The sequence below is a fragment of the Arthrobacter sp. 135MFCol5.1 genome, from assembly GCF_000374865.1.
In the GTDB taxonomy this organism is placed as follows: Bacteria; Actinomycetota; Actinomycetes; order Actinomycetales; family Micrococcaceae; genus Arthrobacter.
Map to the genome: position 1 here is coordinate 743,737 of NZ_KB895452.1, position 19,374 is coordinate 763,110.

17 protein-coding genes and 1 pseudogene are annotated in these 19,374 nt (G+C 68.1%); 8 read left to right on the plus strand and 10 right to left on the minus strand.

Going from position 1 to position 19,374, the window contains the following annotated elements; translation table 11 throughout:
- Positions 1 to 34: 34 nt before the first annotated feature.
- Positions 35 to 2,239 (minus strand): transglycosylase domain-containing protein, encoded by a 2,205-nt coding sequence (locus C563_RS0103500; protein ID WP_018760648.1) that lies wholly within the window; start codon positions 2,237 to 2,239, stop codon positions 35 to 37.
- A gap of 147 nt (positions 2,240 to 2,386) precedes the next feature.
- Complete coding sequence (locus tag C563_RS22905) at positions 2,387 to 2,512, minus strand: hypothetical protein (RefSeq protein WP_269208825.1); 126 nt, start codon at positions 2,510 to 2,512, stop codon at positions 2,387 to 2,389.
- Between the two features lie 156 nt (positions 2,513 to 2,668).
- On the opposite strand from C563_RS22905, the gene C563_RS0103510 reads away from it, so the two are divergent.
- Entirely contained in the window at positions 2,669 to 3,433 is a 765-nt protein-coding gene (locus C563_RS0103510) for a VOC family protein (RefSeq protein WP_018760649.1), read from the plus strand.
- Positions 3,434 to 3,497: 64 nt separating this feature from the next.
- Here the strand turns inward: C563_RS0103510 and C563_RS0103515 are convergent, their stop codons facing one another.
- On the minus strand, positions 3,498 to 3,701 hold the full coding sequence (locus C563_RS0103515) for a hypothetical protein (RefSeq protein ID WP_231369825.1): 204 nt from the start codon (positions 3,699 to 3,701) through the stop codon (positions 3,498 to 3,500).
- A gap of 340 nt (positions 3,702 to 4,041) precedes the next feature.
- Entirely contained in the window at positions 4,042 to 5,331 is a 1,290-nt protein-coding gene (locus C563_RS0103520; protein ID WP_018760651.1) for a MinD/ParA family ATP-binding protein, read from the minus strand.
- 294 nt (positions 5,332 to 5,625) lie between these two features.
- Between C563_RS0103520 and C563_RS0103525 the strand changes: the two genes are divergently transcribed.
- The 4 genes and pseudogenes from C563_RS0103525 (at position 5,626) to C563_RS0103540 (ending at position 8,361) form a co-directional block, all read left to right on the plus strand.
- Positions 5,626 to 6,168: a hypothetical protein gene (locus tag C563_RS0103525; protein ID WP_018760653.1), complete on the plus strand. Its 543-nt coding sequence runs from the start codon at positions 5,626 to 5,628 to the stop codon at positions 6,166 to 6,168.
- A gap of 109 nt (positions 6,169 to 6,277) precedes the next feature.
- Positions 6,278 to 6,988, plus strand: a complete 711-nt coding sequence (locus C563_RS0103530) for a DUF4397 domain-containing protein (RefSeq protein WP_018760654.1) — start codon at positions 6,278 to 6,280, stop codon at positions 6,986 to 6,988.
- A 253-nt stretch (positions 6,989 to 7,241) separates the two neighbouring features.
- A pseudogene (locus tag C563_RS0103535) lies at positions 7,242 to 7,454 on the plus strand (RNA polymerase sigma factor); the annotation flags it as partial.
- Positions 7,441 to 8,361: an anti-sigma factor gene (locus C563_RS0103540; protein ID WP_018760656.1), complete on the plus strand. Its 921-nt coding sequence runs from the start codon at positions 7,441 to 7,443 to the stop codon at positions 8,359 to 8,361. The pseudogene C563_RS0103535 and the gene C563_RS0103540, both read left to right, overlap by 14 nt.
- A gap of 344 nt (positions 8,362 to 8,705) precedes the next feature.
- On the opposite strand, the gene C563_RS0103550 is transcribed toward C563_RS0103540, so the two are convergent.
- Both C563_RS0103550 and C563_RS0103555 read right to left on the minus strand, forming a co-directional pair.
- Positions 8,706 to 9,080, minus strand: coding sequence for a hypothetical protein (locus tag C563_RS0103550; protein ID WP_018760658.1), 375 nt, complete (start codon positions 9,078 to 9,080; stop codon positions 8,706 to 8,708).
- A complete protein-coding gene (locus tag C563_RS0103555; RefSeq protein ID WP_018760659.1) occupies positions 9,077 to 9,916 on the minus strand; it encodes an alpha/beta fold hydrolase in 840 nt (279 codons plus the stop codon). The genes C563_RS0103550 and C563_RS0103555 overlap by 4 nt, the downstream gene beginning before the upstream one ends.
- A gap of 94 nt (positions 9,917 to 10,010) precedes the next feature.
- Between C563_RS0103555 and C563_RS0103560 the strand changes: the two genes are divergently transcribed.
- The 3 genes from C563_RS0103560 to C563_RS0103570 all read left to right on the plus strand — a co-directional run bounded on the left by C563_RS0103560 (position 10,011) and on the right by C563_RS0103570 (position 13,160).
- On the plus strand, positions 10,011 to 10,490 hold the full coding sequence (locus C563_RS0103560) for a MarR family winged helix-turn-helix transcriptional regulator (protein WP_051083386.1): 480 nt from the start codon (positions 10,011 to 10,013) through the stop codon (positions 10,488 to 10,490).
- 124 nt (positions 10,491 to 10,614) lie between these two features.
- A complete protein-coding gene (locus tag C563_RS0103565; protein ID WP_018760661.1) occupies positions 10,615 to 11,907 on the plus strand; it encodes a glycoside hydrolase family 26 protein in 1,293 nt (430 codons plus the stop codon).
- A gap of 2 nt (positions 11,908 to 11,909) precedes the next feature.
- Positions 11,910 to 13,160, plus strand: coding sequence for a glycoside hydrolase family 26 protein (locus C563_RS0103570; protein ID WP_026264339.1), 1,251 nt, complete (start codon positions 11,910 to 11,912; stop codon positions 13,158 to 13,160).
- Between the two features lie 15 nt (positions 13,161 to 13,175).
- Here the strand turns inward: C563_RS0103570 and C563_RS21830 are convergent, their stop codons facing one another.
- Genes C563_RS21830 through C563_RS0103590 form a run of 4 tightly spaced genes read right to left on the minus strand, consistent with a single transcriptional unit; the run spans position 13,176 to position 19,303 of the window.
- A complete protein-coding gene (locus C563_RS21830) occupies positions 13,176 to 13,568 on the minus strand; it encodes an Hpt domain-containing protein (protein WP_155845078.1) in 393 nt (130 codons plus the stop codon).
- Positions 13,565 to 15,586, minus strand: a complete 2,022-nt coding sequence (locus C563_RS0103580) for a glycosyltransferase (RefSeq protein ID WP_018760664.1) — start codon at positions 15,584 to 15,586, stop codon at positions 13,565 to 13,567. Before C563_RS0103580 ends, C563_RS21830 begins: the two co-directional genes overlap by 4 nt.
- Positions 15,586 to 17,292, minus strand: coding sequence for a glycosyltransferase family 39 protein (locus C563_RS0103585; RefSeq protein WP_018760665.1), 1,707 nt, complete (start codon positions 17,290 to 17,292; stop codon positions 15,586 to 15,588). The genes C563_RS0103580 and C563_RS0103585 overlap by 1 nt, the downstream gene beginning before the upstream one ends.
- Positions 17,282 to 19,303 carry a cellulose biosynthesis cyclic di-GMP-binding regulatory protein BcsB gene (locus tag C563_RS0103590; protein WP_018760666.1) on the minus strand — a complete coding sequence of 674 codons (2,022 nt, stop codon included), beginning with the start codon at positions 19,301 to 19,303 and terminating at the stop codon, positions 17,282 to 17,284. The genes C563_RS0103585 and C563_RS0103590 overlap by 11 nt, the downstream gene beginning before the upstream one ends.
- Positions 19,304 to 19,374 lie beyond the last annotated feature (71 nt).

A 19,374-nucleotide genomic window follows, 5' to 3' on the forward strand; every position in this document is an offset into this window, starting at 1 on the left:
GGGAACCTTCAGCACCCGGCGGAAGGGGCCGCCGTTACCTGCTCTTGGCGGGCTGCGGGCCGGGGGCGCTGACCAGGCTCTGCGGCGGGGCGTCAAAGTTCCCGTGATCGAAGAGGCCCACCACGCCCTGCATGTACTGCGCCCATTGCGGTCCGGCAATGTAGGCCCCGTCCACTGCCGGATAGAACTTTCCGTTGACGGTGATGTTGCGCCCCAGCCGGCTGGGTCCGCCGTTGAAGGGGTCGCCGAAGAACGACGCCGTGGCCAGCCCCTTGGTGTAGCCCACCACCCAGGTCTGGTTGTTGTACTCGTTGGTGCCCGTCTTGGCGGCGTCCGGAACCCCCAGCTTCTGCGGAATCAGCAGGCCCGAACCCTTGGTGAGGACGTCCTGGAGGACGTTGGTGACGGCTTTGGCCACGTCCGGATTCAGGGAGCCTGGCTGGCAGGACGGTGCCTGTCCGCCGATCTTCTTGCCTTGGGCGTCGTCCACTTCCGTGATGGAGATGGGTGCGCAGTAGGTGCCGTTGGCGGCGAAGGTTGCGAAGGCGTTCGCCATGGTCAGGGGGGCAACGTTCTGGCTGCCCAGGATGTTGCCCAGGGTGGAGAGGTCGATCTTTTGGTCGTGCCCGCTGCCCAGGTGCAGCCCTATGGCATCTGCCGCACGCTGGACGTCGCAGAAATCGTTCAACCCGGCCAGCGACGCGAACGTTGCCGTGTTGATCGACTGGTAGATGCCTTCCCGGACCGTCATGGGCCGGTACCAGTTGGGCTCATCGTTTTGCAGGTCGGAGGATTGCGGCACGGTGCTGTCGAACCAGCCCTGGACGGGGTGGCAGGTTGTCTTCCACGGGTAGTTGATGCCGTAGCGGCGCTTGGAGGCATCGACCACCTGGTTGCTGGACTTGCCCTCCCCCAGCCACGCAGCGAGGGTGACGGGCTTCATCGTGGAACCGGGCTGCATCCCGCCAACACCGCCGAGGCTGTTCCCGGCGGCGTCGCTGCTGTCCACGTTGAAGTTGTAGTCGGAGACGAACCCGCTGCCTTCGTCCGGCAGCTTCCTGGAGTTCTGCGCCATGGACAGCACCTTCCCGGTACCGGGTTCGATGGTGACCAGGGATGCGCCCCATTTGTCCGGATTGGCGCCGGCCGTGGCGTCCACCTGGGACTGGGCCGGTCCTTGCAGCCGCGGGTCCAGGGTGGTCTTGATGGTCAGGCCGCCCGCCATGATCTTCTGGTCCCGTTCATCCTGCGTGGCGCCGTAGGCGGGGTCGTTTTCGATCTGGTGGAGCACGTAGTCGCAGAAGTACTGGGCCTGGGAGGCGTAGGCGCACCCTTGCTTGGGTGGATTGACCTTGAGCTGGAGGGGTGTGTTCACGGCGTCGTCGTGCTGCTGCTGGTCGATGTAGCCGTGCTGCAGCATGGCGTCCAGCACCAGGTCACGCCGTGTTTTCGCGGCCTCGGGGTGGACGGTGGGGTCATACAGCGAGGGGCCGTTGACCAGTCCGGCCAGCAGCGCCCCCTGCGGCAGCGTGAGGTCCTTGGCGTCGACGGAGAAGAAGTACTGGCTGGCCGCCTCGATCCCGTAGGCGTTCGCGTTGAAACCCACCACGTTCAGGTACCCGGCGAGGATCTGGTCCTTCGAGTACTTTTCTTCGAGGCCGATGGCGAGCTTCATCTCCTGGACTTTCTGGTCCAGGCCTTTCTGCCCGTTCAGCACCACCTGGGCGTCCTTGCCCTGGGCAATCAGGTTTTCGTTGAGCATGTTGGTGACGTACTGCTGCGTCAGCGTTGAGGCCCCCTGGTGGCCGCCGCCGGCGTCAATGACCAAGGCACGGAAGATGCCCTCGGGATCGATGCCGCCGTGCTGGTAGAACCGGTAGTCCTCAATGGCCACGATGGCGTTCTTGATGTTGGGGGACATCTGGTCCAGGGAAATCCGGGTCCGGTTCTCACTGAACAGGGTGGCAATCAGTGACCCGTCAGCGGCCAGCACGCGCGTCATCTGGGCCGGTGGCGCCGAGAACACGTCGTTGGGCAGGTCGGTCTTGAGCGCGGCGGCGCCGTCAGCCACTGCCGTCTCGGTCACCGCCGCCGCGGGCATCATCAGGCCCGCCACCAGGGCGCCACAGAGCGCGCTGACGCCCAGGAAAAGCGTGATCCAGCCCAGGGTGGTTCCGGTGGCGCGGAAAAGGTTGGGGCGCTTGGCAGGTTCCCACGCGGCAGGGAATTCCTTGGGCATGGGTGTCTCCGGTTCCGCGCGTGGTGGTACAGCACCGGTTGCCAGCTCCCCGCGTCACATCACGCCGGCAACCGTCTTTTCACCCTACTCCGCGAACTCGGCGGAATCGGGCCGGAACTCCGGGACCGAGGGATACTGCCAGCCAATTCACAGGAACCAGGAGCCGGACCTGGAGGCCACCATCCCCAGGCCCAAGGCAGCCAGGATTCCGCTGCTCCCGCGTTCCACGGACCGGCTCCCCCGGGGCCGCTGGAGCCACGTCACTGGAGCCATGGGCACCATCGTGGCGGAGCCCGCCGTCGGACGCCAACGCGCGCATGTCAGGGCACGACGGCGGCCTCCCGGCAAGGGCTGTCGCGGGCGGCCAGAGCGGCACTAGAGTCGGTAGCAGACCACCCTGCTTTTCCTCAACGAACCCCAGGAGTCCCCATGCCCCAGCCCACGTTTGCCCCCGGTGATCCTTGCTGGATCGACCTCATGACCTCGGACACTGAACGGGCCCGCGAGTTCTATTCGCGGCTGTTCGGCTGGACCTACCAGGAAGGCGACCAAGAGACATACGGCGGTTACATCACCGCCCTGGCCAATGGTTTGCCGGTGGCCGGGATGATGAAGAACGACGGAGAATCCGGCTACCCGGACGTGTGGACCACCTATCTCCGGGTGGAGGACATCAAGGCCACAGCGGCGGCTGCCCACGCGGCCGGCGGCCAAGTTTTCATGCCGCCCATGGAGGTCCCGGAGCAGGGGCACATGGCCATGTTTGGTGACACGGGCGGCGCGGCCGTGGGCGCATGGCAGTTCGGCGGCCACACCGGGTACCAGGCGAAGGGCGAACCCGGCACCCCCTACTGGCACGAACTCCACACCCGCGGTTACGCTCCGTCGGTGAAGTTTTACCAGGACGTCTTCGGCTGGGAAACGGAGGTCTTGAGCGACACGGAGGACTTCCGTTACACCACGCTCGGATCCGGTGAATCATCACGGGCCGGCATCATGGATGCCACCTATCTTCCCGAGGGTGTTCCGTCGAACTGGCAGGTGTATTTCGCGATTGGGAACGCCGATACGGGCGTGGACATGGCTACGTCCCTGGGTGGCACGGTGATCCATCCGCCCGAGGATACGCCGTTTGGCCGCATTGCCGCCCTGGCCGATCCCACGGGAGCGCTGTTCAGGATCGCCCAACGGTAGGCAGTCGAGGCCCCGTTGGATAAGCGCCGCGCGGCAAAGCGCCGGGCAGGCGCCGGGCACGGCGCTAATTGATCAGGTAACTGTCCTCGGCGTCGTGCCCGGGCGCGGGCTTCACGAACGGCAGCGAGCTCACCACCGTCTTCACCCCGATCACGGGCAGCAGTACAGCCGCGGCCGCCACGGACAACGCCGTGAACCCAACGAGTTCCAGCGTCTCGCGCTTCGGCAAGCGGCGACGGCGGCGCCCACCATCCATGAGATCCATCATGCTGACGAGGCTACGAGCGTGCCGCCGGGATGTCCCCGGTACCGGCTACCTGTCTTTCGCACCGGGCACTACTCAGACGATCATCAGCTACTGTCTGCGGCGGGCACCGTCAGCCGTGGACAGGTAGCTGTCATAGCAGTCCCGGGAGCAAAACACCGCAGTGGGAGAGGGAGGGAGGACCAAGCCGCAGACCTTGCACTTTGGCTTGGGACGAAAACTCCGAAGCACGGTTTTCAGCATGAATGCAGGATATGCAGCCGCCCGAAAAATGTGATCAGTAACCGATACCTGAATCCGGCGGCCGGGATACCTGCCCCGGCGCCGGAAAATAACGAACTGGTTACCGGTACCCGTCCACGATTGCCGCGGCAATCTCCTTGTACGCCCGCCGCGTTTCCGGCTTGAGCACGTCCAGGGTGACCAGGTCGCCGTCGGCCACGCCGCGGTCGTGCGGCACGGCGATCAGTTCGCGGCAGATCCCGGACAGGTGTTCCTCGATGGCGTCCTTGTCCACCCGGGAGGACACCTCGTCCTTGTCCGTGATCACCACGATCGCGTTCCGGGCCAGGTCCTCGTACCCGTGGCTGGCCAGCCAATGCAGGGTGCTGCGGGCCCGCTTGGCGCCGGAGACGGCGTAGCCTGCGGCGATCACCAGGTTGTCTGCCGACTGCAGGATCCCGCTCATCGCGTTGTGCGTCACGCCGGTGCCGCAGTCGGTCAGCGCCACGGAGTAGTAGCTGGAGATGAGCTTGCGGATCCGCAGGTATTCCTCGGCGGTCAGCGAGTCCGAGACCTCCGGGTCCTGCTCCCCCGCGATCAGGTGCAGCCGGCCGGCGTGGTGCATGTACCGGGCCAGGGCGGTGAGGGAGTCGATGGATTCGATGTTCTCCAGCAGGTCCGTGATGGTCCGCGGGCTGGACTGCTGGTAGATGCCCTCGCCCAGGGCGCGTTCCACGAGGTCGCCGGAGTCCGGGTTGGCGTCGATGGCGCACGGCGCGTCACCGCGGTATTCGGCCAGGGTCAGGCCCACGCCCACCGTGGTGGAGGTCTTGCCGATGCCGCCCTTGAGGCTCAGGACGGCGGTGTTGTAGCTGCCCTGGAGCTGCCGGGAAATCCGGCGGCCCAGCTCGTCCTCCTGGCGCTGCTTGGGTCCGGGGCCCAGGTTCCAGGCGCCGCCGGTGAGGTTGTACAGCGCCCCGCGGAACCCGCCCACGGGCCGCGGCTTCTGTTCCTTGACGAACAGGCCGGGCGAGCTGATGAAGTCCGGCATGGGGCTTTCCGCGATTGTGTCGGCCACGGTGGGCCGGCTGCGGCGGAATGACGGAGTGTCCGACGACGGCGCTGCCGCTTCCGGAGCAACGCCGCCGGCGCGGCGGGCTGGCTCAGCCGCGGCAGGTTCGGCGGTTCCCGGCCGGGAGGTGCCCGGCACGGAGGCGATGGGTTCGGCGGGCGTCGACACCGGCGCAGCGGGCGGGGCTGCGGGTGCCGGCGGCGGGGTGCGGGTGGGGGCCGGGGCGCGGGACGGCTTGGTGGCGTCGGCTGCGGCGGCCGCCTCGGCCCAGGACGTGCGGCGCGTCACCGGCTTTCCGGCGTCGTTCTGGCTGGAAGGGGAAGGGGTTACTGCTGGCATGGTTCCTGTCCAGGCATCGTCCACTGTTCCGTCGGCACGACGAAGGTCGCGGCGTCGGCGCAGTTGCGGCTGCCCTGCATCCTCTGCTGGGGCGCCTGCATTCTGATCCGCCGGTTGTGGCATGTCTGTCCCCCCGGACGATCGGCAAACTGTTATGCAGCACTAGTTCAAACAGTAAGTCTACGGGCTATGCCGGGAGCATCCGGCCCCGGGCGGCGGCCGCCTGTTCCTTTTGGCACTGTTGCTCGCAGGGTCCGGGCGGATCATATTCACATGAGAAGGATCATGTGGTGCGTGACCGCAGCCATCATTGCCACTTTCGCTTTCGGCAGCATCTACGTCACGTTCCAGCAAATCGGACGCCGTGCGGCCAACACCGCTCCCGCGGCGGCAGCGGCGGCGCGGCTCCAGCAAGAGGGCCCCGACACGGCGGCCGGCCCCTGGCTGGAACTGGCGCCGGACAGCGGCGTCTTCCTCATTGTTTACGGAGAGGACAACACCCCGCTCTCCAGCACGGTCACGCTGCACGGGACCATTCCGGTAGTACCCACCGGCGTGCTTGAGGCGGCGCGGACGCTGGGTACGGACACGGTGACGTGGCAGCCGGAGACCGGCCTGCGGATGGCAATCGTTGCGCGGGAGGCGGCCGGCAAGGTGGTGGTGGCCGGCCAGTCGCTGGCGCCGGTGGAAGCCAGTGACCGGATGACCTTGCTGATCCTTGCCGCCGGTTGGCTGGGCAGCATGGTGGTCATTTCAGGGGCCCTCGGCGCGGCAACGCTGATGGACCGCAGGGCAGGCAGAGGTCCTTGGCGCCGCACACGGGAACCAGCCGGGTAAGAATGGCAAAGATTCTTCCGCGGGCTGCATCCGGGCAGGGCATTCGGCCGGTAGTAGGGGTTGTAAGCGGAACCTCGGCCCCCATCGGGGCCCCTCATTAGGAGTTGGAATGCGCAAGACACTTTCTGCAGTCGCAGGAGCAACGACGCTGCTGGCAGCACTCGCTTTCGCCACCCCCGCCCAGGCGTCCGGCCGGCACCACGACCATGACGGAACGGCCAAACTCTCCGTCCTCCACGGCGTCCCGGGCCTGACAGTGGACGTCTGGGTGGACGGCAAGCTCACCCTGAACAACTTCACGCCGGGCACCCTGGCCGGGCCGCTGGAGGTTCCGGACGGAGACCACAAAATTGCCATTACGGGCGCCGACGCGACCAGCGCCGACAACCCGGTGATCGGCCCGGTCACCGTGGACCTCAAGGCCGGCAGGGACTACACGGCGGTGGCGCACCTGGCCGCGGACGGGACCCCCACCGCCACGCTTTTCAAGAACAACACCAAGCCCAGCCCTGACGGCAAGGGGAAGCTGACCGTCCGGCACGTCGCGGCCGCCCCGGCCGTCGATGTCCTGGCCGGCGGGACCGCCGTCGTCAAGGGGCTCACCAACCCGAACCAGAAGACCCTCACCCTGAAGGAAGGAACCGTCTCTGCCTCGGTGGCGGCAGCGGGAACCACCACCCCGCTCATCGGTCCCGCCGACGTGAACATCGCCGAGGGCAAGAACACGATCGTGTACGCCTGGGGCAGCCTGGCCGATAACACCCTGGGCGTGGCCGTCCAGGTGGTGGACTCCGCCTCACGCGGACGCGACTGCGACTAACCCCCGCAGTCCGGCCGCACGCACCTGCAACTTGTCCCCGGCGGCGCCGGCACCCTGGCGCCGCCGGGGACAAGCACGGGGGTACCCGCCAGTGCCATGAGCCCGTAGCGGGCCGTCCCGTGCAGCGGCATAATGGGGCTTCCAATCAGGCCCATTGCCGCCCAAGGAGCATCCGATGGAGGCTGCCGCCACCCGAGAATGGGACCCCGGCCTCGACCCGGCGTTTGCCGGCGGGGACGAGAACGCCCTCGCGGAGGCCGTGGCCGACCGGCTGATCCTTGACGATGAACTGGAACACTTGGGAGACCCCCAACAGGCGATACTCAGGCTGGCGTTCTACGATGACTTGACCCACGATCAGATCTCGTCGCGGCTCAACCTGCCGCTCGGAACCGTCAAAAGCCATATCCGGCGCAGCCTGGCCCGGCTGCGCACCCGCCTGGAGGTGGAGCATGGAACACCTTGACGCGGAACTGTTGGGCCTCATGGCCCTGGGCGAGACACCGGGCACGGAGGCCGACGCTCACCACCTGGCCACCTGTCCGGAGTGCGCCGCAACCCTGCGGAGTTTCCGGCGGGTCACCGACATCGCCACCCTGGATACTGCGGGCATCGTGCTCGAACAACCCAGCGCCAGGACCTGGACGGCCATCCATCAGGCCTTGGGACTTTCACCGGCGCTGGCAGCGGATCCCCTGGCCGGGCCCGATCCCGTGGCCACGCCCGGGAGCCAGGCGGCCCAGCCGGCCGCCCCGCCTGACGAGGTGGAGACACCGTCAACGCCCGACGACGGCAAGGTTGCCGCACCCATTCCGCTGCGGCCGGGTGCCAGGGACCGGCGCCGACCCGGGCTGTGGATGGCAACCGCCGCCGCCGGGATCATCCTCGGCACGGCCGCCGGGTGGACCGCTGCGGGGGTCCTGGGACAAGGGGGTACGCCGTCGCCCGGCCCCGCCCGGTCAGGTCCGGTTGCGAGGGTCCTCGCCGAAACGCCGCTGACTCCCCTGGCCGCGCATACGGGCAGCGGCGAGGCACAGATGGAACAACTGCCCGACGGGACCCGCCAACTCACCATCCATCTCTCCGCCGAGCAGACTTCGGGGTACCGGGAGGTGTGGGTGGCCACCAGCGATCTCTCGGGAATGGTCAGCCTGGGCGTCCTCGCCAACGATACGGGCTCGTTCACCATCCCCACCGGCATCGACTTGGCCCAGTATCCGGTGGTGGACATCTCAAACCAGGCGTACAACGGAAATCCGGCACATTCGGACGACAGCGTCGCCCGGGGAAAGCTCAGTCCCAAGGCCGGAGACCGGGATATCCCGGCGACGGCGGTGCTCCCCCGGCCGGGATGGATGCTTAGTGGTGGGTGAGTGCTGCCGCCACGACGGCGACGGTGAGCACCAGCAGAACAGTCAGGACAGCGTAGCCCACCCACTTGGGACGGCCTTTGTGGGGGTTGATATCGACATACGGCATGTCAGCGCTTAATACCTCGGGGTGCGGGACGGACGGGGATCCGGAGTGCGCGGCGCTTAAGCCGCAGCATCTGGTAGAGGACTGCAAAGGGGATTAACAGGGTGCCGAGCAGTGCGCCAAGCGCCATTGCGTAGTCGGAAAAAGCCACAACAGTCTCCATTGGTGATAGTGAGCCCCCGCATAGACCCAACCAGATGAAACCCAAAGTGACAAATTGCGTCAAAAACTCAAGGTTTCCTCAAGATGATTGACGCAGCCATCCCACCGTACTGAAGACGAGCGGCAACTGGGCCAGGGCGTAAACAGCGTGGAACAGGTAATGACTGAGTGTTTGTTCCGGCAGGAACGGGAGGAACGGCAAGGGAAGAACGCTGATCAGCCCCCCGCCAAAGAAATGCAGCAGCCCCCAGCCCAGCATGGCCAGGGTGGCCGCGTGCCGGGCCGGCGTGAACCACCCGGCCACCAGCAGGGCAGTAACGAGTAACGGGATGAAGGATTCGGGGCTGAGAAGGCCTTGTCCGGGCAGCTCGGCGAGATTATGGATGAACAGCCCCGACCAGCCGATTATTGCGGTCAGCGGCACAGCCGGTAACGGGGCCGTTGTAAGGCTCATGCCGCTGCCTGCCGGTTCAGGGTCTCTGACCAGAAGGCAAGGACGTGCTGGGTGACTTCGTTAGGTGCCAGCAGGAGCGGGGCCACGTGTCCGGCCCCGGTCACGCGTGCAAACCGCCCGTCCGGAACACTGCGTGCTGCGCGCTCCGCCTGCTCAGGGTCATTCATGGGATCGTCCCGGCCCACCAGCATCAGCGTGGGGACCCGAAGCAGAGGCAGGACCGGACGGAGGTCAGGGCGCTCCAGCATCACTGACTGCATGGCCCAGTATTTGCCCTGTTTGGTGCCGCGGCGGAACGCATCGCGCACCGCTTCGGCAGCGGCCGGCGATGTCTTCGCCACATCATGCCCGGCCAGCGCCTCCACTATGGTCCCGCTGAACGGTCCCGGACCCAGGACCCGGTAAAGGTAGACCAGTAGCGAAGTCTGCAGGCGCTCTGCACGGGAGAACGGATAGGCGGGCGTGCCGATCGTGGTCAGTGTTCGGATGCGCGCGGGGAACGTGCGGGCGAAAACGATGCCTACGTGCCCGCCCCAGGCATTGCCCACCCAGTCCACAGGCGAAGACACGCCTGACGCATCCAGGACCTGGGCGGCTGCAGTGGCGCATTCCTCGAGGGAATAGCGCCTGCGGGGTCCGGGGCTGCCGCCGTGCCCCGGCCCGTCAACCAAAAACAGTTCACGATGCCGGCCCAGATCCTCCAAGACGCCATCGAAGGTTTGACTATCCACAAAGAGGCTGTGCCACAACAATGCAGGCGCACCGGCGCCGGTCCGGCGGACCATCAGGGGACCCAGCGTTGTATCAATCAGGGTTGGCGAAGTTTCCGAAGACATTACAGCCTCCAAACGGTCGTGTACTTCACACCAGGTAATCGGCCGAATTTACTTCGGATTCCGAACCTTCTGGGATAAAGTCTCCTCCGTGCCCATGCCGTCGTCAAGTGATTCCGACCACCCGCGGAGACTCCCCGTAGGCCAGCTGCTCGTGCGCCTTCTGGCTGAGTTCCGGCGCGAGCTTCTGGACGAAGCGGAATCCCATGGCTATGGCGACATCCGCCTGGCCCACCTCCAGATCACGGGCAATGTTGGCACCAAGGGAATCCGGCTGACAGCCCTGGCAGAGCGGGCCCAGCTCAGCCTTGCTGCCACGTCAGAACTGGTTAACGAGCTGCAGGCGCTGGGATACCTCGAACGCCGGCCAGACCCTTCCGATGCCCGGGCGAAACTCATCTTCCCGTCCCCCCGGGGACTGACGATGCTGCGGGAAGCATCGGCCAAGGTCCAGGCGTTGGAACAGCTGTGGGGTTCCTACGCGGGCAAGCAGCGCTTCGAAGCAGCCCTGCAGACTCTTCAAGACGTCTTGGACGCCACACGGGAATCGGGTAGGCAGGATCGGGGGCCGGCCTAAAACGGTTCCGCCCGGAGGACGCCCAAGGCGCCCCCTCCTCAGCCCTCTCTGAGCGACCCCGGAGGACCGCCGGACGACATTTAGGATGGGAGACAAAAACCGCAGGCCACCAGGGGGTTCCGCTTTGCCTGAAGAGCAGTCCACGGACAATTCCGTGACCCGCCGGGGGGCCATGGCGGACCGGTTCAAGTCCTGGGCACTCCCCGTGGCCGCCGCAGTGTTGGCCGTGGGATTCGGGGTGGCCGGCATCTCCAACGGGCTGGCTGACCGGAACCGGGACACCCCGGCGTCGGACCAAAGCACAGCGGGCCAGGCCTCCACGGACCAAAGCCTGCCCGTCTGTGAGGTGGCGGACCGCGCCAGCCTGGTGCCGTCGTCGGGAGCGCTCTTTGGGGTGAACCTGGACTTGGCGGCCAAACCGCTGGCCCAATACGCCGCGGACCTGGGGCACAAGCCTGCCGTGACCGTCTCCTTTGTGGACTTCCCCTACACGGACCAGGACCGCACCAACCTGCAGCAGGCCGCGGCCCAGATCCGCAACGACGGGCAGATGATGCTGCTGACCCTCGAACCCAAGACCGGCCTGTCCGCCGTCACCCCCGACGCCATCGCCGGCCTGGTCAAGGACCTGGCGAACATCAACGGCCAGGGCGTGCCGGTAATCGTCCGCTTTGGGCACGAGATGAACGGTTTCTGGTTCCCGTGGGCGCAGCAGCCGATTGAGTACCGGGCGGCCTTCACCAGGGTGGCTGACGCTGTCCATGCGGGGGCGCCGGGCTCGGCCATGATGTGGGCGCCGTCCTACGCCGGCGGCTACGCCTACCCCGGCCGCCTCAACGACGCGCAGCCCGGGACGCCGGACTTCGCGGCCCTGGACACCAACCACGACGGCGTCCTCACCATCGCGGATGACCCTTACGCCCCGTATTACGCCGGGGACGCCGCGGTGGACTGGGTGGGCCTGTCCCTCTTCCACTGGGGTGCCACATACCCGTGGGGCGCCAACGCCGTGCCGGAGGCCAACAAGTTCGCGGACCAGCTCACCGGCACCTACAACGGGACCAACGGGGACGAGCGGTCCCTGCCGGACTTTTACGGCGAGTACGCGGTGAACCACAACAAGCCGCTGGCCATCCCGGGAACGGCTGCCCTATACAACCCTGCGGTGGGTGGCGCGTCCGAGGCGGAGATCAAGCGCGCCTGGTGGGAGCAGGTGTTCGGCGCCCAGACCCACGCCCGGTTCCCGCAGCTGAAGATGATCAACTGGTTCGAGTGGGACAAGGACGAGGCCGAAGTGAACGGCCGGATCGACTGGACCGTCACCACCTCCCCGGCCGTCCGGGACGCCTTCACCGCGGCACTCCCGGACTGGCTCAAGTACGGCGCAGGGACCAACTGCCGCCCGGCCGGGTCGTAGCCGTGGGGAAATCTCCTACCGGGGACGATGATTCCAGGAAAGAGAACAGGGCAGAACTGCGCCGGGCGTTCGTGCTGCCCGTTCTGATCGGGCTGGTGGCTTTGGGCGTTGCCGGATGGAACTTCGCCAATGACCTCTCCCAGCGGCAGTCGCAGTCATCCCCGGCGGCGTCCACGTGCGAGGTGGAGCCCCGCGCGTCGCTTGCCCCGGCTGACGGCGCCCTGTTGGGCGTGAACCTGGACTTCCACTCCAAGCCGCTGGCCACGTTCGCCGCGGACCTGGGCCATAAGCCGGCAGTCAGCGTGTCCTTCACCGGCTTCCCGCTGACAGCCAAGGATGAGGATGACCTTGCCAAGGCGGTGGACCAGATCCGCGCCGACGGCCACATGATGCTCCTGACCCTGGAGCCCGCCGACGGGTTGTCCACCGTTACCGACGCCACCGCCACGGCCCTGGCGAAGGACCTGGACCGGTTCAACAAGAACGACGTCCCGGTGATCGTCCGGTTCGCCCACGAAATGAACGGCTCCTGGTACGCCTGGTCGCAGCAGCCGCTGGAGTACGTGGCCGCCTTCAAGACCCTCGCCACTGCGGTGCACACCAACGCACCGGGGTCCGCCATGATGTGGGCGCCGAACTATGGCGGCGGCTACCCGTTCGCCGGCGGCAAATATGAGGCCAAGCCGGGCACCGCGGATTTCGCCGCCCTGGACACCAACCACGACGGCGTGATCACCATGGCGGACGACGCCTACGCCCCGTACTACCCGGGTGACGACGCGGTGGACTGGGTGGGGATGTCCCTGTACCACTGGGGCGCGACGTACCCGTGGGGCGAGAACGAAATCCCGGAGGCGAATAAGTTCGCGGACCAGTTGACGGGCAACTACGACGGCGCCAACGGCGATGACAGCCTGCTGCCTGATTTCTACGGCGTGTACGGCAAGGACCACAACAAGCCCGTTGCCATCCCGGAAACCGCTGCCCTGTACAACCCTGCGGTGGGTGGCGCTTCCGAGGCGGAGATCAAGCGCGCCTGGTGGGAGCAGGTGTTCGGCGCGCAGACCCACGCGCAGTTCCCCAACCTGAAGATGATCAACTGGTTCGAGTGGGACAAGAACGAGGCCGAAGTCAATGGCCGGATCGACTGGACCATCACCAACACCCCCGCCATCCGGGACGCCTTCACCGCGGCGCTGCCGGACTGGCTGCACTACGGGTCCGGGACCAATTGCAGCCCCGCAGGGTCCTAGGTCAAAGCACCCAAACTAGGGGTGCAGCAGCCCGTTGACGACGGCGCCCCCGGCTTTCCGGACGGCGGCGACGGCGGGTGCCAGGACCTCGAGCAGGGGTTCCGCGGCTGCCCAGTCGCCCCGGCACATCAGCGCCTCCATGGTTTCGGCGAGCGCCGCCAGTTGCAGGGCGCCGACCATGGTGGAGGTGACTTTGAGGCTGAGCGCCCGGTCCATGGCGGTGTCCCAGTCGCCACCGCGGACGGCGTGGCACACTGACGCCAGCCGGTCCGGCAGCATCTCCAGGTAGGTGCCCAGGAACGCGTGCGCGCCGGCGGGGCTGTCCAGCTCCTCCCCCAGGTCCCGGACGTGCCGGGGGTCCAGCACAGGAAGGGCCAGCGGGTCCAGCACGGAAAGGTGCGCGCTCACGCGGACCACCGCCCGTCGTCGTGGTACTCCTCGTCCAGGCCGTGCGGGGTCTTCTCCCATTTGTGCGGGCTGGAGAGCATCTGCCAGGCCGCCCGCCAGGCGGCCACGGCGTGCAGCACCCAGTACGCCGGGTTGAGCAGCGCGAAGATGGCGATCCGCCAGCCGTGCCGCCGCCAGGTGGCGACGCCGGACACCAGGATCATCATGGCGTTGCCGAACAGCATGGACACCACCCCGCCCAGCAGCAGCCATTCGGGCAGCACCAGGCCCACGAAGTTGTAGCCAACATAGGTGACCACGGTGAAGCCGAGCACCAGCGGGTAGGCCAGGAACGCCAGCGGGGTGCCCAGGATCAGGCCCAGGAAGCCGACGGCGCCGGCCACCCCGGTGCGTTTGACGTACCGGACGGTGTTGCGGGTGTTCACTGCCGCGGTGACCATGTAGCCCTTGATCCAGCGGGTGCGCTGCTTGATCCAGGCCGGCACCTGCGAGCAGGCCTCCTCCCAGGTGGTGGAGTTGATGACGCCCACCCGGTAGCCTTCGACGGCGGCGCGGAGCCCCAGGTCCGCGTCCTCGGTGACGTTCCACGGATCCCAGGCGCCGACGAGCCGCAGCAGCCGCGTGTCGAAGTGGTTGGAGGTGCCGCCCAGCGGCAGCGGGATGCCGGAGCGGTCCAGGCCCGGGAGCATGGAGTCAAACCAGTGCGTGTATTCGATGGCGAAGAGCCGGGTGAGCACGTTCTGGTCCGCGTTGAAGTAGTTCAGGGCGGCCTGCACGCAGATCAGCGGCCGCCGGCCCGGAGCCAGGTAGCGGCGTTCGAAGGCGTCCTGCCGGAACGCGTCAATGGCCGCGCGGAGCTGTCCCGGGTCCGGCCGGTCCTCGGCGTCGTAAATCACCACGTACTCGCCGCGCGCGAAGGTGAGGCCGTAGTTGCAGGCCCGGGGCTTGGTCTGCGGCTCGCCGCGGGGCACCACCAGGATCCGCACGTATTCGGGCGGCCGGGAGCGCTTGGCGGCCTCGATGGTTTCAGTGTCGTCCTCTTCCAGCAGCACCAGCACATCCAGCTTGGAGCGCGGATAGTCCAGCTGCCCCAGGTTGGCCAGCAGCTTGTTGATGATGTTGGCCTCGCGGAACACCGGGATCAGGATGGTGTAGACGGGCAGCTCGCCGTCCGGGATCCGCCCTGCCAGTCCGGACGGATCCCCCAACGCCCCGGTCCCTACGCCGCGCCGTTCCAGTTCCCGGGCTTGTGCCTTGGCGGCGGCCCCGTCATGCAGCGCGTCGAACGGCTGGCGGAGGCTGGCCAGGGTCTTGAAGCCGATGCTCACCAGGAACACCACGTTCACGGCGGTGAGCAGCACGATCACGGTCAGCTGCGCATCGAGGAGCAGGCCGCCCAGCAGGCAGCTGAGCAGGACGGCGGGCAGGAGCCGCTGCCACAGGTTCAGGGCGGTGCGGGCGGAGCCGTCCGGTTGTTCCTCGGCCAGGCGTTCGGCGGATTCGTAGAGCAGGTGGTTGCGGAAGGCACGCTGGATGGAGTGGTTGATGTCCCAGTCGGTGGTGGTGCGGAACACCACCTGTTCGGCCCCGGGGATGCGGAGGGCGGCGCGGCGGATCTCGTCGCTGGGTTTGACGGCGGTGGCCACGGTGAGGACGCCGTCCTCCAGGTGCCAGGGCAGCCAGCCGGGCTCGGACACTTCGGTGAAGCTCAGCTGCTCCAGCAGGGCGTCGTCCGAGGGGTGCTGCACCAGGTCCACCAGGGGCGCATCCCATTGCTCGGCCAGCACCTGGTAGACGTGCCGCCGGTTCAGCCCGGTTTCCAGGATGATGTGCCGGCCCAGCAGGCCGCCTTCGATATTGGCACGCTCCAGGGCGCGGTCCAGCTGCTCCGGGGTGATCAGCCCTGCCCGGAGCAGGGACTGGCCCAGCGCCACGGACTGCACGCCCACGCCGTCGTCGTAGGAACCGGCGGGCCCACCGGCGCGGGCGGTGGAGAGGACCGGGGCCTGCTCTGCCATCAGTTGACGGTCCTTTCGTAGATCCGGTGGGTGGGGCTGGAGAACACCACGGCGTAGCGGGCGTTGAACGTGGGGCTGGCGCTGATGGCCTGGTGCACCAGGTCCGTGAACCCGGAGTCCAGGGGCGCGTCCTCGCCTTCGACGTTCACCAGCACCCATTTGGCGTACTTGGCCGGGTCCTGCAGGGCGGGGCCAAAGTGGTCGCCGGCGGCCCGGTTGTAGATGTTGGCGAGCGGGATCCCCATCATGGGGAGCACGGCGTTTCCGCGGGCGCTTTCGTCCAGGAGGATCCCGCCGCCGTCGTAATGCTGTTTCAGCCAGCGGGCCGCGGCGAAGGAGTAGGTGTTGGAATCGTGGGACATACGGCCCTCGGCCAGGATGGCCATCCTGGCTGCGGGGTCCTGCAGCCACCACGCGTTTTGCCCGGCCAGGGCGAGCAGGAGGAACGCCACAATCCAGGAACGGGTCCGACGGCGGCGGGTCACCTGGTGCACGAATGCCGCCACGAGCACGGCGGCCAGGGGCAGCGCGGTGAGGGCGAAGCGGTTGTTCCACCAGGTGCTGGGGAGCGAGTGATCGTTGTTGATGGCGGTCTGGCCCAGGTAGAGGCTGAGCAGGGCGAAGGCGTAAGCGCTGCCGGTGACGGCCACCAGCAGGGTGCTGGTGGCCAGTCCGCGCCGGTACACCACCACCAGGGCGCCGCAGGCCGCGGCGGCGAGCACTACGATGCCCAGGGTTTCGAGCAGGGACCAGTGGAACGTCCAGAGGGTCAGGCCCAGGTTGCCCTTGGTGGGGAGCAGGCCGCCGTCGGTGATGTTCTTCTGCTGGGCGTAGGCGGAGTACTGGCCGAACATGAATTCCAGCGGGTTGCCGTAGATGGCCCAGTTGTAGGAGAGCCACCACAGGACAGCGGCGGCGGGGACCATGGCGTAGGCGGCGGCCATCTTGGTGGCCTCGCGCCATTGGCGGGAGCGGCGGAGCTCGGTGATCAGGACGAACAGGGTGCCGGTGAGCACCAGCGCCCAGCCTTCGTAGCGGGAGAGCACGGCGGCGCCGGAGGGGATCCCGGCGAACACGGCCAGCTCGCCGGCGCTCATGCGGCGGCGGCTGGTGGCCCAGTGCGCCAGGCCCGCCATGCCGGCCACCAGGCACATGAGCAGGACGGGTTCGGTGAGGGCGGTGGTGTAGGTGTACAGGACGGCGGGGTTGGCCAGGAGGACCAGCACGGCGGCCAGCCGGCCGGTGCGCCCGTAGCCCAGGAGGGCGCAGATCCGGTAGAGCCCGGAGGCGGTGGCGGCCAGGGCGATGATGCCCAGCACGCAGGCGCCCCAGCCGCTGCTGAACATCCAGAGGTTGATGATGAACGGCATGAGCAGCAGGTGCGGCATGGGCAGCCACACGGTGCCGAGCTGTTCGAATCCGGGGGCTTTGCTGTCGAACACGCGCCGGGCGATGGTGAGGTGGCTTTGCGCATCCGAGTAGTCCAGGTTGCTGCCCTGCCCGGTGGTGTAGAGGCAGGCGAGGAAGCCGACGGCGGCCGCCACCACGGCGATGGCGGCCGTCCCGGGCACGCGGCGCCCGGCAGCCGGGGCACCCAGGGCGGTCCACGTGCGGCGCAGCCACGGGGCCCGCTCCCCCGCCGGTGCGGCCGGTCCGGCCGGCGCGTCCGTCAGGGGCGCCGGGGCCGCCTGCAGGTCACTGGCCATGGACGGTGTCCGCGGCGGCCTGTTCCAGGGCGTCGGCGTGGGCCCGGGCGGCGCGGCGGTGGCGACGCCGGAGCAGGACCCGGGTGCCTGCGGCCAGGATGAGCGCGGCGGCTGCGGCGGCGAGCCAGAGTGCCAGCGGTCGGAAACCGTCCGTGACTTCGGCCTGCGGGGTGATGGCATTGGTCTCCAGCAGCACGGGGTTGCCGGTGGTCTGGGTGACCAGGAGGTTGCGGGACAGGGAGCTCCAGCCGCCGGGCTGCTGCTGGATGTAGCTGGCCAGGCTGGCCTGCAGGGTTCCGGGGGTGGCTGCTGCCTTCGCCGTGGCGTCGGCGGTGTCCGGGGCCCAGCCGCCCAGGAGCAGGAGGTTGCGGCCGTTGTGTTCGTAGGCTTCCAGGGCGCCGTAGGCGGCGGTGGTGCCTACGCCGTATTCAATGTCCTTGCTGGAGACGGTGCGGAACCCAGCGAGCCGGAGCGGGGCGCCTGCCTGTTCGGCGGTGGCGGGGGTGGCGCCCACCAGGAGGCCGGAGTCGCTGGAGTCCAGCAGGGCGGCGGGAGTGGTGAGGCGGACGTCCAGGAGGGCGTCGTTGTCGCGTTGGAGGGAGAACGCCAGCGTGGCGGCGTTGATTGTGTTTTCCTGGGCGGTAGCGCCGGCGTCGAACGCGATGGGGAGGGTGGTGCCCAGGACCTGGGGGAAGCGGGCGAAGCCGGGCTTGATGGAGTGGCCGCGCTGTGCGGTGAGTTTGCTGCCGGTGGTGTCCACGGTCAGTTCCATGGGGAGCAGGCCCGCTGGCCCGGAGCAATCGCCGCCGGCGGGGAGGGCGGTGAGGCGCAGGCGGAGCCCGTTGCGGGACTGGATGTGGCCGGCGGGGACGTCCGCGGTGATGTCGAAGGTGTCGCCATTGAGGGTTTGGGAGCTGAGCAGGTAGTCGTTCCAGTAGACGGAGAGTGCGGCCTGCCCGCCGGTGGGGATGGCGGTGTGGGTGCCGCGGAGCTGGAGGCTGATGGCGGAGACGGGGCCGCCGAACTGGGACTGGTTGACGCCCAGGTAGGTTTCCTGGGTTCCGTAGCCGGCCAGCCGGATGGCCTGGGCGCCCAGGTCCGTAAAGGTTTGTTCGGGTCCGGCGGCGGCGGGGACGGTGGCGGTCATGCCGGTGACGGTGGCGCCGTCCGCCAGGGCGGATTTGGTGTCTGCCAGGGCGCGGGCGGCGGTGCGGAGGCCCTCGCCGGTGCCGGTGATGTTCAGGGCGGGGCGGCCGGCCTGGGTGCCGAGCGTGGTGCTGGGGTCGCCGTCCGTGCTGCTGATGGTGATGATGCGGGAGCCGGCGGGGAGGGCGGCGGCCTGGGCGTCCATGTCCTGCGGCGGCACGAGCTTGAGTGCGGCGTCCGGGTAGCGGTGGGCCATGGCGGCGGAGGCGGCGAGGATGGCGGCGGAGAGGTCCGTGGCGGGTTCGGCCGGGACGGGAATGAGGATGGCGGGCACGGAGGGGGCCAGGAATTCGGCCACGGTGGTGGGCGCGGTTTCGGTGCCCTGGGTGGTGAGGCTGAGGCTGCTGAGCGTGGCGGTGGACTGGGTGGCGGTGCAGACGTCCCGGACGGCGGGGGTGTATTCGAGGGCCAGGACCAGCTGGTGGTCGGTGAGGTCCGCCGCGCTGACGGGGGCGTCCAGGGCGATGGTTCCCTTGGCGGGTGCTTCGAGGAGGGTCCTGCCCTGGGCGCTGACGCGGATGGTGCCGGTGGTGGGCTGGCCGGTGACGGCGATGCTGCCGGTGATGCGGGCGGGCTGCAGGCCGGGGGCCACCGGGACGGCGAGCTGCTGGCCGGATTGGCCGGGCATGGCCGAGACGGAGCCCAGGCTGGCGTTGGCGGTGGCCGGGTTGGTGTGGGTGGCGGCGACGCGTTCCGCGGGTGCTGCGGCGGGAGCGGCCGCTGCGGCAGTGGCGGGCTGGAATGGGACGGCGGCAAGCAGGGCGCAGGTGAGAACAACGCTCCCTGCCCGGAGACGTGAGAGCATGCCTCCACCTTGGCGGGGCGAACTCAATTTACCCTGCGGTCTACCCTCAAGGTTGACTCAAGAATGGGTGT